The sequence below is a fragment of the Pseudomonas asiatica genome, from assembly GCF_040214835.1.
In the GTDB taxonomy this organism is placed as follows: domain Bacteria; phylum Pseudomonadota; class Gammaproteobacteria; order Pseudomonadales; family Pseudomonadaceae; genus Aquipseudomonas; species Aquipseudomonas putida_Z.
This window is the reverse complement of sequence record NZ_CP157874.1, coordinates 405864-421152: the sequence shown is the minus strand read 5'-3', so window position 1 is coordinate 421152 and position 15289 is coordinate 405864. Positions and strand designations below refer to the sequence as shown.

Annotated in this window: 14 protein-coding genes; 5 read left to right on the top strand and 9 right to left on the bottom strand. The window is 64.1% G+C overall.

Annotated elements, in window-relative coordinates:
- Positions 1-211: 211 nt before the first annotated feature.
- The 7 genes from ABNP31_RS01840 to bioB form a co-directional block, all read right to left on the bottom strand.
- Positions 212-2017 (bottom strand): phenylacyl-CoA dehydrogenase, encoded by a 1806-nt coding sequence (locus ABNP31_RS01840; protein WP_350012935.1) that lies wholly within the window; start codon positions 2015-2017, stop codon positions 212-214.
- Positions 2018-2303: 286 nt separating this feature from the next.
- The gene (locus ABNP31_RS01835; RefSeq protein WP_003258614.1) at positions 2304-2600 is read right to left on the bottom strand and encodes a hypothetical protein; all 297 of its coding nucleotides are present in this window, start codon (positions 2598-2600) and stop codon (positions 2304-2306) included.
- A 230-nt stretch (positions 2601-2830) separates the two neighbouring features.
- Positions 2831-3511 carry a dethiobiotin synthase gene (gene bioD / locus ABNP31_RS01830; protein ID WP_085664093.1) on the bottom strand — a complete coding sequence of 227 codons (681 nt, stop codon included), beginning with the start codon at positions 3509-3511 and terminating at the stop codon, positions 2831-2833.
- A gap of 10 nt (positions 3512-3521) precedes the next feature.
- Positions 3522-4340, bottom strand: coding sequence for a malonyl-ACP O-methyltransferase BioC (gene bioC, locus ABNP31_RS01825; protein WP_085664094.1), 819 nt, complete (start codon positions 4338-4340; stop codon positions 3522-3524).
- Positions 4333-5064, bottom strand: a complete 732-nt coding sequence (locus ABNP31_RS01820; RefSeq protein WP_085664095.1) for an alpha/beta fold hydrolase — start codon at positions 5062-5064, stop codon at positions 4333-4335. Before ABNP31_RS01820 ends, bioC begins: the two co-directional genes overlap by 8 nt.
- The gene (gene bioF / locus ABNP31_RS01815) at positions 5057-6229 is read right to left on the bottom strand and encodes an 8-amino-7-oxononanoate synthase (protein ID WP_085664096.1); all 1173 of its coding nucleotides are present in this window, start codon (positions 6227-6229) and stop codon (positions 5057-5059) included. The genes ABNP31_RS01820 and bioF overlap by 8 nt, the downstream gene beginning before the upstream one ends.
- 1 nt (position 6230) lies before the next feature.
- Positions 6231-7289 carry a biotin synthase BioB gene (gene bioB, locus ABNP31_RS01810; RefSeq protein WP_013970556.1) on the bottom strand — a complete coding sequence of 353 codons (1059 nt, stop codon included), beginning with the start codon at positions 7287-7289 and terminating at the stop codon, positions 6231-6233.
- Between the two features lie 89 nt (positions 7290-7378).
- On the opposite strand from bioB, the gene ABNP31_RS01805 reads away from it, so the two are divergent.
- From ABNP31_RS01805 to rarD, 4 genes are all read left to right on the top strand, one after another.
- Positions 7379-8110, top strand: a complete 732-nt coding sequence (locus tag ABNP31_RS01805) for a ComF family protein (RefSeq protein WP_350012934.1) — start codon at positions 7379-7381, stop codon at positions 8108-8110.
- A gap of 172 nt (positions 8111-8282) precedes the next feature.
- Positions 8283-9047, top strand: a complete 765-nt coding sequence (locus tag ABNP31_RS01800) for a TOBE domain-containing protein (protein ID WP_238067173.1) — start codon at positions 8283-8285, stop codon at positions 9045-9047.
- Positions 9048-9158: 111 nt separating this feature from the next.
- Positions 9159-10133, top strand: coding sequence for a serine/threonine protein kinase (locus ABNP31_RS01795; RefSeq protein ID WP_075044386.1), 975 nt, complete (start codon positions 9159-9161; stop codon positions 10131-10133).
- 64 nt (positions 10134-10197) lie between these two features.
- Positions 10198-11085: an EamA family transporter RarD gene (rarD, locus tag ABNP31_RS01790; protein ID WP_013970552.1), complete on the top strand. Its 888-nt coding sequence runs from the start codon at positions 10198-10200 to the stop codon at positions 11083-11085.
- A 330-nt stretch (positions 11086-11415) separates the two neighbouring features.
- Here rarD and ABNP31_RS01785 read toward each other — a convergent pair whose 3' ends face one another.
- The gene (locus tag ABNP31_RS01785) at positions 11416-11934 is read right to left on the bottom strand and encodes a glycine cleavage system protein R (protein WP_085591348.1); all 519 of its coding nucleotides are present in this window, start codon (positions 11932-11934) and stop codon (positions 11416-11418) included.
- A 451-nt stretch (positions 11935-12385) separates the two neighbouring features.
- On the opposite strand from ABNP31_RS01785, the gene ABNP31_RS01780 reads away from it, so the two are divergent.
- Positions 12386-14563 carry a malate synthase G gene (locus ABNP31_RS01780; RefSeq protein ID WP_350012933.1) on the top strand — a complete coding sequence of 726 codons (2178 nt, stop codon included), beginning with the start codon at positions 12386-12388 and terminating at the stop codon, positions 14561-14563.
- A gap of 147 nt (positions 14564-14710) precedes the next feature.
- Here the strand turns inward: ABNP31_RS01780 and ABNP31_RS01775 are convergent, their stop codons facing one another.
- Positions 14711-15250 carry a response regulator gene (locus tag ABNP31_RS01775; protein WP_085664101.1) on the bottom strand — a complete coding sequence of 180 codons (540 nt, stop codon included), beginning with the start codon at positions 15248-15250 and terminating at the stop codon, positions 14711-14713.
- Positions 15251-15289: the final 39 nt, after the last annotated feature.

The window sequence follows — 15289 nt, the reverse complement described above, 5'->3', positions numbered from 1 at the left end:
GAATCAGACTCGATTCCTTGTAGGAGCGGCCTTGTGTCGCGATCGGGGTGCGTAGCGGCCCCAGGATTTCTGCCACAGCAAAGATCGCCGGGGCTGCTTTGCAGCCCATCGCGACACAAGGCCGCTCCTACAAGGGGACCGCGCTGGACCTGAAGAAATAAAAAACCCGCCTGCCGGTGAGGGCAGGCGGGTTTGGTTTACAGCGGCAGGATCAGTACGACAGGCCGAAGTGCTCTTCGTCCATCGCCATCAGGTTGTTGGCACCCGACAGCATGGTCGCCACGTGGGTACGGGTACGCGGCAGGATGCGCTGGAAGTAGAAGCGCGCGGTCTGCAGCTTGGCGGTGTAGAACGCTTCTTCGCTGGTGCCGGCAGCCAGTTTCTCGGCCGCCAGGCGGGCGATGTCGGCCCAGAAGTAGGCCAGGCAGGCGTAGCCGGAATACATCAGGTAATCCACCGAGGCCGCACCCACTTCTTCGCGGTCCTTCATGGCGGCCATACCCACTTTCATGGTCAGCTCGCCCCATTCCTTGTTCAGCGCCGCCAGCGGTTCGACGAACTCCTTGACCGCTTCGTTGCCTTCCTGCGCCTGGCAGAACTTGTGCACGATCTTGGTGAAGCCCTTCAGCGCTTCGCCCTGGGTCATCAGCACCTTGCGGCCGAGCAGGTCCAGGGCCTGGATGCCGGTGGTGCCTTCGTACAGCATGGAAATGCGGCTGTCGCGCACGTTCTGCTCCATGCCCCACTCGGCGATGAAGCCGTGGCCACCGTAGATCTGCACGCCATGGTTGGCGGCTTCGAAGCCGACCTCGGTCATGAACGCCTTGGCGATCGGGGTCAGGAACGCCAGCAGGGCATCGGCCTTCTTGCGCTCTTCTTCATCCTGGCTGTACTTGACGATGTCCACCTGCTTGGCAGTGAAGTACACCATCGCGCGGTTGCCTTCGGCGAAGGCCTTCATGGTCAGCAGCATGCGACGCACGTCCGGGTGGACGATGATCGGGTCAGCAGCCTTGTCCGGTGCTTTCGGGCCGGTCAGGGAACGCATCTGCAGGCGCTCACGGGCGTACTTCAGACCACCCTGGAACGCTACTTCGGCGTGGGCCAGGCCTTGCAGCGCGGTACCCAGGCGAGCGGTGTTCATGAAGGTGAACATGCAGTTCAGGCCTTTGTTGGCCGGGCCGATCAGGTAGCCGGTAGCGCCGTCGAAGTTCATCACGCAGGTGGCGTTGCCGTGGATACCCATCTTGTGTTCGATCGAGCCGCAGCTCACGCCATTGCGCTCGCCCACACCGCCTTCGGCGTTGGGCAGGAACTTCGGCACGATGAACAGCGAGATGCCCTTGGTGCCAGCCGGTGCGTCCGGCAGGCGGGCCAGGACGATATGGACAATGTTGTCGGCCATGTCGTGCTCACCGGCCGAAATGAAGATCTTGGTGCCCGACACCTTGTAGCTGCCATCAGCCTGTGGCTCGGCCTTGGTGCGCAGTATGCCCAGGTCGGTACCGCAGTGCGGCTCGGTCAGGCACATGGTGCCGGTCCACTCACCGGATACCAGCTTGGTCAGGTAGGTGTGCTGCTGCTCGGCGGTGCCGTGCGCAGAGATGGTGTTCATCGCGCCGTGCGACAGGCCCGGGTACATGCCCCACGACCAGTTCGAACCACCGACCATTTCGCTCAGGGCCAGGCCCAGCGATTCCGGCAGGCCCTGGCCGCCGTGCTCGACGTCATGCGCCAAGCTCGGCCAGCCGCCTTCGACGAACTGTTCGTAGGCCTCTTTGAAGCCGGTAGGGGTTTTCACGCCCGATTCGCTCCAGGTGCAACCTTCCTGGTCACCCACGCGGTTCAGCGGCGACAGCACCTGCTCACAGAACTTCGCGCCTTCTTCGAGGATCGCGTCGACCATGTCGGGCGTGGCGTCCTGGCAACCCGGCAGGCTCTGATAGTGCGCCTCATAGCCGAGCAGCTCGTCGCGAACGAAGCGGATATCACGCAAGGGGGCTTTGTAATCAGGCATTGCGATGAACCTCTAGGTGAGTTCTGTGGGGTGACCCGCACTTGGCGGCCGTCGATCAAACAGTTGTTTGAAACTTACGTTTAGCTCCGCCTTATGTCAAGGATGGACTATGGTGCCATTTACGCCACGAAAAATGGCAAAAGCGCCAAGCCATGATATGTACCCCTGTGGGAGCGGGTTTACCCGCGAATGGGCCAGCCCGGAAAAAAGAGGTGTCCGGGCGGACGCATTCGCGGGTAAACCCGCTCCCACAGGGATAGCGTTAGGTTCGGGAAGGGCCGCCGTATCAGGCGTAGGTGTCGATGATCCGGCCGAGCATTTCGTCGGATGCCTTGGCGACCTTTGCGCCAAGCTCGACTTCGAGTTTGCCCACGGCCAGCTGCACGGTGCTGGTGGCCAGGTCCATCTGCTGGCTGCGGTCGACCGCGCGCAGGCGTTCGGCCTGAAAATCGCTGGACTGGCTGGTGGCGCTACGTTCGGCGGTGGTGCTGGCGATCTGGCTGGCGGCCTGATCGACGCGGTTCTGGCCGGTCTGGATTGCGCTCAGGCCCGCGTAGTAGGCGGAGCTACCGGTGATTTCCATGTCAGGACTCCATTGACGCTGGATGACGAACAGGCCCAATTAAAGCAGGCCAGGGGTGAAAAGGCCCGTTTAAATCCCTAATGGCCTGGTGCCATTTGATAGGCCTTGGGTATTCCTGCACTGGCCTCTTCGCGGGTAAACCCGCTCCCACAGGTACTGCACAAGTCTCAAAAACTGTGGAGATCCTGTGGGAGCGGGTTTACCCGCGAAAGGGCCTGGCCTGGAAACGGCTAATCCAGCAGATCCAGCTGAAGGTGTTCAGCCACCATGTCGGCACTGGCCTGCTTCAATTTGGGCACACGCCCCAGGCATGGCGCTGGCAAACGCTCGGCCAGGCTGGCCAGGTTCTCTTCCAGGCGCGAAGTACGCGGCTCGATGATGTTCGCCACCCATCCCGCCAATTGCAGCCCGTCACGGGCAATCGCCTCGGCGCTGAGCAAGGCGTGGCTGATGCACCCCAGTCGCACCCCCACCACCAGGATCACCGGCAACTTCAAGGCAATGGCCAGATCGGACAAGTTGGCCTGCCCCGACAACGGCACGCGCCAGCCACCGGCCCCCTCGATCAGGGTGAAGTCGGCATCTTGTTGCAGCACATTGCGCATCGCCGCCAACAGTTCCGGCACGGCAAGCGTTACTCCCGCCTCGCGCGCTGCCACATGGGGTGCGATAGCCGGTTCGAAGGCAAACGGGTTGACCTGTTCGTAGGGCAGCTTGATCGTGCTTTCATCGATCAGCGCCTGGGCGTCACTGTTGCGCAAGCCTTTCGGTGTCATGGTGCAACCGGAGGCCACCGGCTTGGCCCCCAGCGTGCTCATGCCCTGCAACCGTGCCGCATGCAACAGCCCGGCAGCGATGGTGGTCTTGCCAACATCGGTATCGGTACCGGCAATGAAATAGGCCTGGTTCATCTCGCTCCCCTTACACCTGTGGCTTGCGCAACAAACCATAGACCACCTGATAGGTGGCTGGCAGCCCCTCAGGCTGGCGAAACGCCTCATAAGCCTGCAGCAGGCCCTGAATGCGTGCCCGGCCGGTAAGCCCGGAAGGTCGGCCAGGGTTCAGGTTGTGAGCACCGAGGGCCTTGAGTTCATGGGTCAGGCTGCGTACATCCGGGTAGTGCAGCACGTGCGGGCAGCGCTGCAGCCCGAGCTGTTCGAAGCCGCTGGCTGCGCACAGGCGCTGATAGTCCTCGAAACGGCGGAAGCGGTTCACATGCACCAGGCCATCCACCGCCTGCCAACTGGCGCGCAGTTCATCGAGCGTACCCACACACAGGCTGCTGAAGGCCAGCACGCCGCCCGGGCGCAGCACTCGCAGCGCTTCTGCCAGCACGCTGGCGAACTGGTCGCACCACTGCACGGCCAGGCTGGTGAACACCAGGTCGACGCTGGCATCACGCAGCGGCAAACGCTCGGCGTCACCGGCCACGTGATAGAGCGCCCCGCCCTGTTCGTTGCGGGCATGGCACAACATGCCCTCGGCGATATCCACCGCCACACCGCTGGCCTGGGTGAAACGCTCGGCCAGCGCCCGGCTGAAATGGCCGGTGCCGCTGCCCAGGTCCAGCCAGCGTGACGGCTGCAGGCCTTCCGGCAACTGCTCCAGCAAGCTCGAACCCACCGCGCGCTGCAAGGCTGCCACGCTGTCGTAGCTGGCTGCGGCGCGGGAGAACGAGGCCGCTACCTGGCGCTTGTCGGGCAGCGCGCCGGGCAAGGTTGGACGGGAAAGGTCAGTCATCGCCACTCTCATGCAGGAAACTCTTGATGCCCGCCGCCAGTTCCTGCGGGTACTCCAGCAGGAACGCGTGGGAACTGTCTTCGACCAGGCCCACTTCCACATCGGGCAGCAGCTCGCTCAGCGCTTTTGCCGCCTCTGCCGGCACCAACGCATCGCTGCCGGCGAACAGGTGCAACTGCGGGCCACCGTAGGCCTGCAGTGCTTCGCGGGTGTCCAGCCTGGCCAGCACCTCAAGGCCGGTGGCCAGGTACAGCGGGTCGGTGTCCGGTACGCCGACACCAAGCTGGCGCAGCAGGGTACGCGGTTGCAGGGCACCGTCGCTGCACAAGGTACGGAAGCGCTTCAGGGTGACCTGGGTATGGCTGCGGCAGCCGTCGAGGAAGGTGCCGAAAGTGTCTTCGGCCATGCCGTGGGGCCAGTCGGGGCGCGCCACGAAACTGGGGTTGCTGGCCAGGGTCAGCAGGCCGCAGCAATGGTCGCCGCGCTTGTGCGCCAGCGCGCTGGCCAGCATGCCGCCTAACGACCAGCCGCCCAGCCAGACATCGCTCGGCAGCTTGCGGTCGAGGTGGTCGACCCAGGCCTGCACATCGCTGTCGGCCAGTTCCGGCAAGGGCATCAGCTCTACCTGCAGGCGGGCGTCCTGGGCACGCAGGCTGGCGGCCAGCGGCTCCAGAGAAGCAGTGCCCAGGCCCCAACCAGGCAACAGAACAAGTCGATTACGCATCGGCGCTCTCCAATTGTGGATAACACTCGGCCAATGCATTCAACAATAGCTGCACCTGCGCCTCGCTGTGCGCGGCGCTCAATGTCACCCGCAGGCGTGCGCTGCCCGCCGGCACGGTGGGCGGGCGGATGGCCGTCACCAGCAAGCCGCGCTCGCGCAGCATGCGTGACAGGCGCAGGGCCTGTGCGCTGTCGCCGATGACGATCGGCTGGATCGGCGTCGGGCTGTCCATCAATGCCAGGCCGATCTGCTGCGCGCCTTCACGGAACTGGCGGATCAGCGCGGCCAGGTGCTCGCGGCGCCAGGCCTCGCGACGCAGCAGTTCCAGGCTCTTGAGGGTGGCGCAGGCCAGCGCCGGTGGCTGGCTGGTGGTGTAGATGTACGGGCGGGCGAACTGCACCAGCGCCTCGATCAGTTCTTCGCTGCCAGCCACAAAGGCGCCAGCGGTACCACAGGCCTTGCCCAGCGTACCGATCAACACCGGCACATCTTCAACGCCCAGGCCGAAGTGCTCGACGATACCGCCACCCTGGGTGCCGAGGGTGCCCAGGCCATGGGCATCGTCGACCATCAGCCAGGCACCGCGGGCGCGGGCGACATCGGCCAGCGCCGGCAGGTCGGCCAGGTCGCCGTCCATGCTGAACACGCCATCGGTCACTACCAGGGTATTGCCGACGGCCTTGTCCAGGCGGCTGGCCAGGCTGGCCGGGTCGTTGTGCAGGTAGCGGTTGAAACGGGCGCCGCTGAGCAAGCCGCCATCCAGCAGCGACGCGTGGTTCAGGCGGTCCTGCAGCACCGTGTCGCCCTGCCCCACCAGCGCGGTGATGGCGCCCAGGTTGGCCATGTAGCCGGTGGAGAACAACAGCGCGCGCGGGCGCCCGGTGAGTTCGGCCAAGGCCTCTTCCACCTGGTGGTGCGGCGTACTGTGGCCGATCACCAGGTGCGAGGCACCGCCACCGACACCCCAACGCTCTGCGCCGGCCTGCCAGGCGGCAATCACCTCGGGGTGGTTGGCCAGGCCCAGGTAGTCATTGCTGCAGAAGGCCAGCATACGCTGGCCATCGACCACCACTTCCGGCCCCTGCGGGCTTTCCAGCAGTGGCCGCTGCCGATACAGGTCTGCGGCGCGCCGTTCGGCCAGGCGCGCCGCCAGGTCGAAGGCCATTTCAGGCTGTCGCGGCGTTGTAGAACATCTCGCTGCTGCGCTGCTCGACCAGCGCCTGCTCGATGGCCGCCTGGTGCACTTCGTCGGCGTGCTCTTCACGCGCTTCGGGCTTGATGCCCAGGCGTGCGAACAGCTGCATGTCCTTGTCGGCCTGCGGGTTGGCGGTGGTCAGCAGTTTTTCGCCGTAGAAGATCGAGTTGGCGCCAGCCATGAAGGCCAGGGCCTGCATCTGCTCGTTCATCTGCTCGCGGCCGGCGGACAGGCGCACGTGCGACTTGGGCATGAGGATACGGGCAACGGCCAGCATGCGGATGAAGTCGAACGGGTCGACGTCTTCTTCCTCGGCCAGCGGCGTGCCGGCCACCTTGACCAGCATGTTGATCGGCACCGACTCCGGGTGCTCGGGCAGGTTGGCCAGCTGGATCAGCAGGCCGGCGCGGTCGTCCAGCGACTCGCCCATGCCGAGGATGCCGCCGGAGCAGATCTTCATCCCGGCATCGCGCACGTAGGCCAGGGTCTGCAGGCGCTCGCTGTAGGTGCGGGTGGTGATGATGCTGCCGTAGAACTCCGGCGAGGTGTCGAGGTTGTGGTTGTAGTAGTCCAGGCCGGCCTGGGCCAGGGCCTTGGTCTGCTCCTGGTCGAGCTTGCCGAGGGTCATGCAGGTTTCCAGGCCCATGGCCTTCACGCCTTTGACCATCTCCAGCACGTAGGGCATGTCTTTGGCCGACGGGTGCTTCCACGCCGCGCCCATGCAGAAGCGGGTAGAACCGATGGCTTTGGCGCGGGCGGCTTCTTCCAGCACCTTCTGCACTTCCATCAGCTTCTGTTTTTCCAGCCCCGTGTTGTAGTGGCCGGACTGTGGACAATATTTGCAATCTTCCGGGCAGGCGCCGGTCTTGATCGACAGCAGGGTCGAAACCTGCACGCGGTTCGGGTCGAAATGCGCGCGGTGCACGGTCTGCGCCTGGAACAGCAGGTCATTGAATGGTTGCTGGAACAGCGCCTTGACCTCGGCCAGGGACCAGTCGTGACGTGTTGTTGCAGTTGTGCTGGCGCTCATTGGCGTTTCCTTGTTTAGGCTGAAGCAGGCGCCGGGACAGGAAAGCCCGCCAGCGCATCACGTATAGCTCGCATAGTCATGGAAGGCCTATGAACTGTCAACCACACTGGAAAAGACTGGTTTACAAGTGCTCACTTATTAACCAATCGTGTTTACTGTGCGATGAACCTGCCGAGCAGGCCTACCCGCTGTGCGTCGCCTGCGAGCAGGAACTGCCCTGGCTGGGCGATCATTGCCTGCGCTGCGCCCTGCCGTTGCCCATGGCCGGCCTGACCTGCGCTCAGTGCCAGCGCCGCGCACCGGCCTTCGAGCAGGTGCTTGCACTGTGGCATTTCGGCTTTCCGGTGGACACGCTGATCAGCCGTTTCAAGCACAACCGCCAGTGGCCCTTGGGGCGCCTGATGGCCGAATTGCTCGCGCATGGGCTGCTGCACCGCTTTACCGAAGGGCTGCCGCGCCCCGACCTGTTGTTGCCTGTACCCTTGGCCAAACGTCGACTACGGGAGCGGGGGTTCAACCAGGCGGGGATGCTCGGGCGCTGGCTGTCGTCGCAGGTGGGGGTACGTTGCGACGAGCGGTTGCTGCTGCGCACACGGGAGACACCTGCGCAGCAACAACTGGACGCCAAGGCCAGGCGACGCAACTTGCGCCTGGCGTTTACCGTCACGGGCAAGCTGACGGGCAAACACGTCGCCATTGTCGATGACGTGTTGACCACCGGTGCGACCGCGCAGGCGGTTGCCCAAGTGCTGCGCAAGGCCGGTGCGCGGCGGGTGGATGTGTATTGCCTGGCGCGCACGCCCAAGCCGGGGTATGTATGAGCAAGCGCGGATCGCCCGGTGTAGGAGCGGCCTTGTGTCGCGATCGGGCTGCGCAGCAGCCCCAGCGATATTTGCCAAGGCATGAATCGTGGGGCCGCTTCGCGCCCCTTTCGCGACACAAGGCCGCTCCTACACACTATCCATCCTCAGGCCCCCACAAGACCGAATGCCCATGCCCCTGCCCCCCCACCTCACCCAGCACATCGCCCGCCGCCCCCAGCGCATCGCGCTGCTGCAGCACATTGCCGAAGAAGGTTCGATCACCCGCGCCGCCAAGGCTGCGGGCATCAGCTACAAGGCCGCCTGGGACGCCATCGACGAACTCAACAACCTGGCCAGCCAGCCCCTCGTCGAGCGCAGTACCGGCGGGCGTGGTGGCGGTGGTGCCCGTCTGTCGCCGGAAGGCCAGCGGGTGCTGCGCCTGTATCAGAGGCTGCAGGCCCTTCAGGCGCAAATCCTCGAAGCGGCCGAGGAGTCCAGCGACCTCGACCTGCTCGGCCGGCTGATGCTGCGTACCAGCGCGCGCAACCAGTTGCAGGGCCAGGTCAGTGGCCTGCGCCGCGAGGGACGGCATGATCGCGTCAGCCTGGCGTTGGGCGGAGGGTTGGAGATCGAGGCGTTGATCACCCAGGACAGCACCGCACGGCTGGAACTGACGCTGGGTACGACGGTAGTGGCGCTGCTCAAGGCAGGGTGGGTGAGGTTGCTGGCCGACGAGGAAGAGGCCGAAGTGGGTAGCAATTGCCTGCGGGCGACGGTGGAGGAGGTGCTGGCGGAGGCTGATGGGCCTGGTGAGGTCCGGTTGGCGTTGGGGAATGGGCAGACGTTGTGTGCGTTTGCCGAGACGGATTGGTTGGCTGGGCAGCGGGTGGCAGCAGGCAGTTTGGTGCGGGTTCAATTTCATCCCTCTTATGTATTGCTTGGGATTCCTGCATAGCCTGGCCGCCAGGGAAACGATGCACCTGTGGGAGCGGGTTTACCCGCGAAGAGGCCGGTACAGGCATAACGCGCTACCATGGCCCCCACGCCGCCTACCCCCGGAGCCACCATGTCCCACCCCTTCGACACCCTCACCCCCGACCTGGTCCTGGACGCCGTGGAAAGCCTGGGCTTTCTCAGCGATGCCCGGGTGCTGGCGCTGAACAGCTACGAAAACCGCGTCTACCAGGTGGGCATCGAGGGCGCGCAACCGCTGATCGCCAAGTTCTACCGCCCAGGCCGCTGGAGCGACGCGGCCATCCTCGAAGAGCACAGCTTCACCGCCGAACTGGCCGACTGCGAAGTGCCGGTGGTCGCCCCGCTGCAGCACGACGGCCGCACCCTGTTCGAACACCAGGGCTTCCGCTTCACCCTGTTCCCCCGCCGCGGCGGCCACGCGCCAGAGCCGGGCAACCTCGACCAGCTCTACCGCCTCGGCCAGTTGCTCGGCCGCCTGCACGCCGTGGGCGCCAGCAAACCGTTCGAGCACCGCGAAGCGCTGGCTGTGGACAACTTCGGCCATGCATCGCTGAATACCCTGCTGGAAGGCGACTTCGTCCCCCGCGAACTGCTGCCAGCGTTCGAATCGGTAGCTCGCGACCTGCTCAAGCGGGTGGAGGACATCTATGCCCGCACGCCGCACCAGCTCATCCGCCTGCATGGCGACCTGCACCCCGGCAACCTGATGCACCGCGACGAGGTGTACCACGTGGTCGACCTCGACGACTGCCGCATGGGCCCGGCGGTGCAGGACCTGTGGATGATGCTGGCCGGCAGCCGCGAGGAGCGCCTGGGGCAACTGGCCGAACTGATCGACGGCTACAACGAGTTCCACGACTTCGACCCGCGCGAGCTGGCCCTGATCGAGCCCCTGCGCGCCCTGCGCCAGCTGCACTACAGCGCCTGGCTGGCGCGGCGCTGGGACGACCCGGCATTCCCGCCCAGCTTCCCCTGGTTCGGCCAGCCACGCTACTGGGGAGACCAGATTCTCGCCCTGCGCGAGCAAATGGCCGCACTGGATGAAGCGCCGCTGAAATTGTTCTAGAAGCACGCCCGCCTCTGTCTACAATAGGCGTCGCTTTATTTAGCTACCTAAGCAAGGATTCTGCATGCACGCCGCAAACCCGCGTCGCGGGTACCTACTGGGCCTCAGCGCCTACATCATCTGGGGGCTGTTCCCCCTGTACTTCAAGGCAATCCAGAGCGTCCCGGCGGTGGAGATCATTGTCCACCGGGTGCTCTGGTCGGCTTTGTTCGGCTCGTTGCTGCTACTGGTGTGGAAACACCCTGGCTGGTGGCGTGAACTGCGTGACAACCCGCGCCGGCTGGGCATCCTGGCCCTGAGCGGGGCGCTGATCGCCGGCAACTGGCTGACCTACGTATGGTCGGTGAACAACGGGCGCATGCTCGAGGCCAGCCTGGGTTACTACATCAACCCACTGATCAATGTGCTGCTGGGCATGCTGATTCTCGGCGAGCGCCTGCGCCGCCTGCAGTGGCTGGCCGTGGCCATGGCCGCCGTGGGTGTGGCCCAGCAGGTGTGGCAGGTGGGCAGCCTGCCGTGGGTGTCGCTGGTGCTGGCGCTGAGCTTCGGCTTCTATGGGCTGATTCGCAAACAGGCACCGGTGGCGGCGCTGCCGGGCCTGGTGGTGGAAACCTGGATGCTGGTACCGCTGGCCCTTGGCTGGCTGTTGCTGCACCCGGCGGCGACAAGTGCCCAGGGCGCGTTCTACACCAGCAGCGAAGCGTTGTGGCTGATGGCTGCGGGGCCGGTGACACTGGTGCCGCTGGTGTGCTTCAACGCTGCCGCGCGGCACTTGCCGTATACCACGCTGGGCTTCCTGCAGTACCTGGCGCCGACCCTGGTGCTGCTGCAGGCGGTGCTGCTGTTCGATGAGCACTTGTCGTCGAGCAACTTGGTGGCGTTCATGTTCATCTGGGCGGGTTTGGCGATTTACAGCGTCGATGCGTGGGTCAGTTTGCGCAAGCGTAGCTGATCAAAAAATGATCACAACTCTGCAGGCCTTGTGATTCGTGGCCTGCAGAGACATCTCCAAAGGTTATCCACACCCTCGTCCCCGTGCTTTGTGCACAAGCTGCTGATTTTTGGGTGTTTTTTGATCAAAGCCGTGCAAGGCGCGCGTGGCCTGGGCTGGAGAGGGGAACCCCCAGGTTATCCACAGGCCCTTCCCCGTGATATCGGGATAACCGCAGGGGGCTGCTTTGCAGCCCATCGCGACACAAGGCCGCTCCTACAGGGGAACGCGTAACCCTTGTAGGAGCGGCCTTGTGTCGCGATGGCCGCGAAGCGGCCCGGCAATCTCGGATCAATCCTCCGGCCGCAGCTTCAACTCCACCATCAAGTCGTCCGCCAGGCTCTCCAGCTTCTGCTGCAAATCCTCCAGCGACAGGGTCAACGGCAATGCCAGCAAGGCATCGGCATGGAACAGCGGTTCGCTGCTCATGGGCGCCGGCCGCACCTCAGTGGTAAACCGCTCAAGGTTCACCCCCAGGTCCGCCAGCAAGCGGGTGATATCACGCACGATCCCCGGCCGGTCATTACCTACCAGCTCCATTGCTATCGGCTTCCAGGTACACGACGGCTCGATGCCGCTCTCGGCGATCAGCACGCGAATGTCATATCGGACCAACCCCTGCAGCGAAGCCACCAACTCGTCGTAGTTTTCCGCCGGCACCGCCACCCGCAGGATGCCGGCAAACTGCCCGGCCATGCGCGACATGCGGCTTTCCAGCCAGTTGCCACTGTGGTCGGCGATGCACTGGGCAATGCGCTCGACCTGGCCGGCCTTGTCAGGGGCAATCACAGTCAGTACAAGATGATCCACAAGCCCTTCCTCGTGTCGGACCGCGCCGTGCGGCAGAAAATCGGGGGATCGACTCAGTATAGGCAAGGCGCGGCAACCTGCCGCAGGGCAATCCGCATAACGAATCGTGTACTGTTTCAAGATTTATCTGGAACAATCCACCTGTTTTTTGCGAACATACTCACTCCCAGCGTGACCATACGCGACCAACGGGTCGCATAACGGCGCTTTTAGTCTGATTTTGCCCCGTCTACTGCTTCATGTAGTATCCCGTGGCGCGGACTACAAAACGTCGTTTGGATGTCTGCCAAGGCGCCTGTGAAAATACGCACACTGTCTGCCAGCCGGTCTGGCAGGCCGCACCCAGCCGCGCTCGGGGCTTTACTCGGGGGCATGCACTGGTGCCGTGTTTAGAGAAGCGCTACAGGCTTAATACAGAAGAGCGAAATAGCTGAGCAGAGTGAGGCAAGCAATGACTGGATACGTTCAAGTCGGTGGCCTTCAGGTCGCCAAGGTCCTGTACGACTTCGTGAACAACGAAGCCATCCCGGGGACCGGCATCGTCGCCGAGCAGTTCTGGGCGGGTGCAGAGAAGATCATCAATGACCTCGCTCCAAAGAACAAAGCCCTGCTCGCCAAGCGCGACGAGCTGCAAGCCAAGATCGACGCCTGGCACCAGGCACGCAAAGGCCAGGCCCACGACGCCGTAGCCTACAAAGCATTCCTCCAGGAAATCGGCTACCTGCTGCCACAAGCCGACGATTTCCAGGCCACCACCCAGAACGTGGACGAAGAAATCGCCCACATGGCCGGCCCGCAGCTGGTCGTACCGGTGATGAACGCCCGCTTCGCCCTGAACGCCGCCAACGCCCGTTGGGGTTCGCTGTACGACGCGCTGTATGGCACCGATGCCATCAGCGATGAAGGCGGCGCCGAGAAAGGCCAAGGCTACAACAAGGTACGTGGCGACAAGGTCATCGCCTTCGCCCGCGCCTTCCTCGACGAAGCCGCGCCACTGGCGGCCGGCTCGCATGTCGACTCCACCGGCTACCGCATCGAAGGTGGCAAGCTGGTAGTTGCCCTGAAAGGCGGCAGCAACAGCGGCCTGCGTGACGACGCCCAGCTGATCGGCTTCCATGGCGATGCCGCCGCGCCGACTGCCGTGCTGCTCAAGCACAACGGCCTGCACTTCGAAATCCAGGTCGATGCCAGCACCCCGGTCGGCAGCACCGACGCCGCCGGCGTGAAAGACATCCTGATGGAATCGGCGCTGACCACCATCATGGACTGCGAAGACTCGGTTGCCGCCGTCGACGCCGACGACAAGGTGATCGTCTACCGCAACTGGCTGGGCCTGATGAAAGGCGACCTGGCCGAAAGCGTGAGCAAGGGTGGCAAGACCTTCACCCGCACCATGAACCCGGACCGCGAGTACGCCGCGCCCAACTGCGGCAGCGTGACCCTGCACGGTCGTTCGCTGCTGTTCGTGCGCAACGTTGGCCACCTGATGACCAACCCGGCGATCCTCGACGCCCAAGGCAACGAAATCCCCGAAGGCATCCAGGACGGTCTGTTCACCAACCTGATCGCCCTGCACAACCTCAATGGCAACACCAGCCGCAAGAACACCCGCAGCGGCAGCGTGTACATCGTCAAGCCGAAGATGCACGGCCCGGAGGAAGTAGCCTTCGCCGCCGAGATCTTCAGCCAGGTCGAAGACCTGCTGGGCATGAAGCGCAACACCGTCAAGGTCGGCATCATGGACGAGGAGCGCCGTACCACGGTCAACCTCAAGTCGTGCATCAAGGCCGCAGCCGAGCGCGTGGTGTTCATCAACACCGGCTTCCTTGACCGCACCGGCGATGAAATCCACACCTCGATGGAAGCCGGCGCCGTGGTGCGCAAGGGCGCCATGAAGAACGAGAAGTGGATCGGTGCCTACGAGAACAACAACGTCGACGTTGGCCTGGCCACCGGCCTGCAAGGCCGTGCGCAGATCGGCAAAGGCATGTGGGCCATGCCCGACCTGATGGCGGCCATGCTCGAGCAGAAGATCGCCCACCCGCTGGCCGGTGCCAACACCGCCTGGGTGCCGTCGCCGACCGCCGCCACCCTGCATGCGCTGCACTACCACAAGGTGGACGTACAGGCGCGTCAGCGTGAACTGGCTTCGCGTACCCCGGCGTCGGTGGACGACATCCTGTCCATCCCGCTGGCCGCCGACACCAACTGGTCGGCCGAAGAGATCCGCAACGAACTGGACAACAACGCTCAGGGCATCCTCGGCTACGTGGTGCGCTGGATCGACCAGGGTGTGGGTTGCTCGAAGGTGCCGGACATCAACAACGTCGGCCTGATGGAAGACCGCGCCACCCTGCGCATTTCGGCCCAGCTGCTGGCCAACTGGCTGCGCCATGGCGTAGTCAGCCAGGAGCAGGTGCTGGAAAGCCTCAAGCGCATGGCCGTGGTGGTCGACCAGCAGAACGCCGGCGACGCCCTGTATCGCCCGATGGCACCGCACTTCGACGACAACGTCGCGTTCCAGGCTGCGGTAGAGCTGGTGGTGGAAGGTGGCAAGCAGCCGAACGGCTATACCGAGCCGGTACTGCACCGCCGTCGCCGCGAGTTCAAGGCGCGTAACGGGTTGTAAGCGACATCTGCGACAGGGGGCCGCTTTGCGGCCCTTTCGCGACACAAGGCCGCTCCTACAGGTACCGCGCAAGGCTGAGGTCTGGCGCAGTACTTGTAGGAGCGGCCTTGTGTCGCGAAAGGGCTGCAAAGCAGCCCCACTCCTGCACTACTCGATCTTCAGTTCTTTCTTCACCAGCTCCAGCAGCCTGTCCAGATCGACCGGCTTCAGCAGAAAATCCACAACCCCCAGGTGCATCACGTCCACCGCCTCTTTCACATCGGTGTCGCCCGACACCACGATGATCGACAACGCCGCCCGTTCCGACTCGCGAATCTGCCGGATCAGGTCCAGGCCATCCTCGGGCTGCATGCGCAAATCCGTGATCATCAAGCCGATTCGTTGCTGGTAGTGCAGGTATAGCCTGGCTTCCTCGGCCCCATCCGCTCCGACACAGTCGATCCCCCGGCTTTTCAGGTACAGGATCAGCGCCTCACGGTTCACTGCATTGTCATCCACCACCAGCACCAACGGCTTGGCAGCCACGGGCGCACTTACGACTGCCAATGCCTCGCGCTCGGCGTCGCTCAGGATGTCGTGTTGCTCAGGCATGCTCATCTCGTCAAAAAAATTCCGCTTCAGCATTAGGACCGCAGAACTTGCGCAACCCGGCTGGCCTTTCGTCGGGTCTTTGACAGGGGCGCTCATAGACTTACGTCCAATGGGCACCACCCCGCCGCAAGCCGA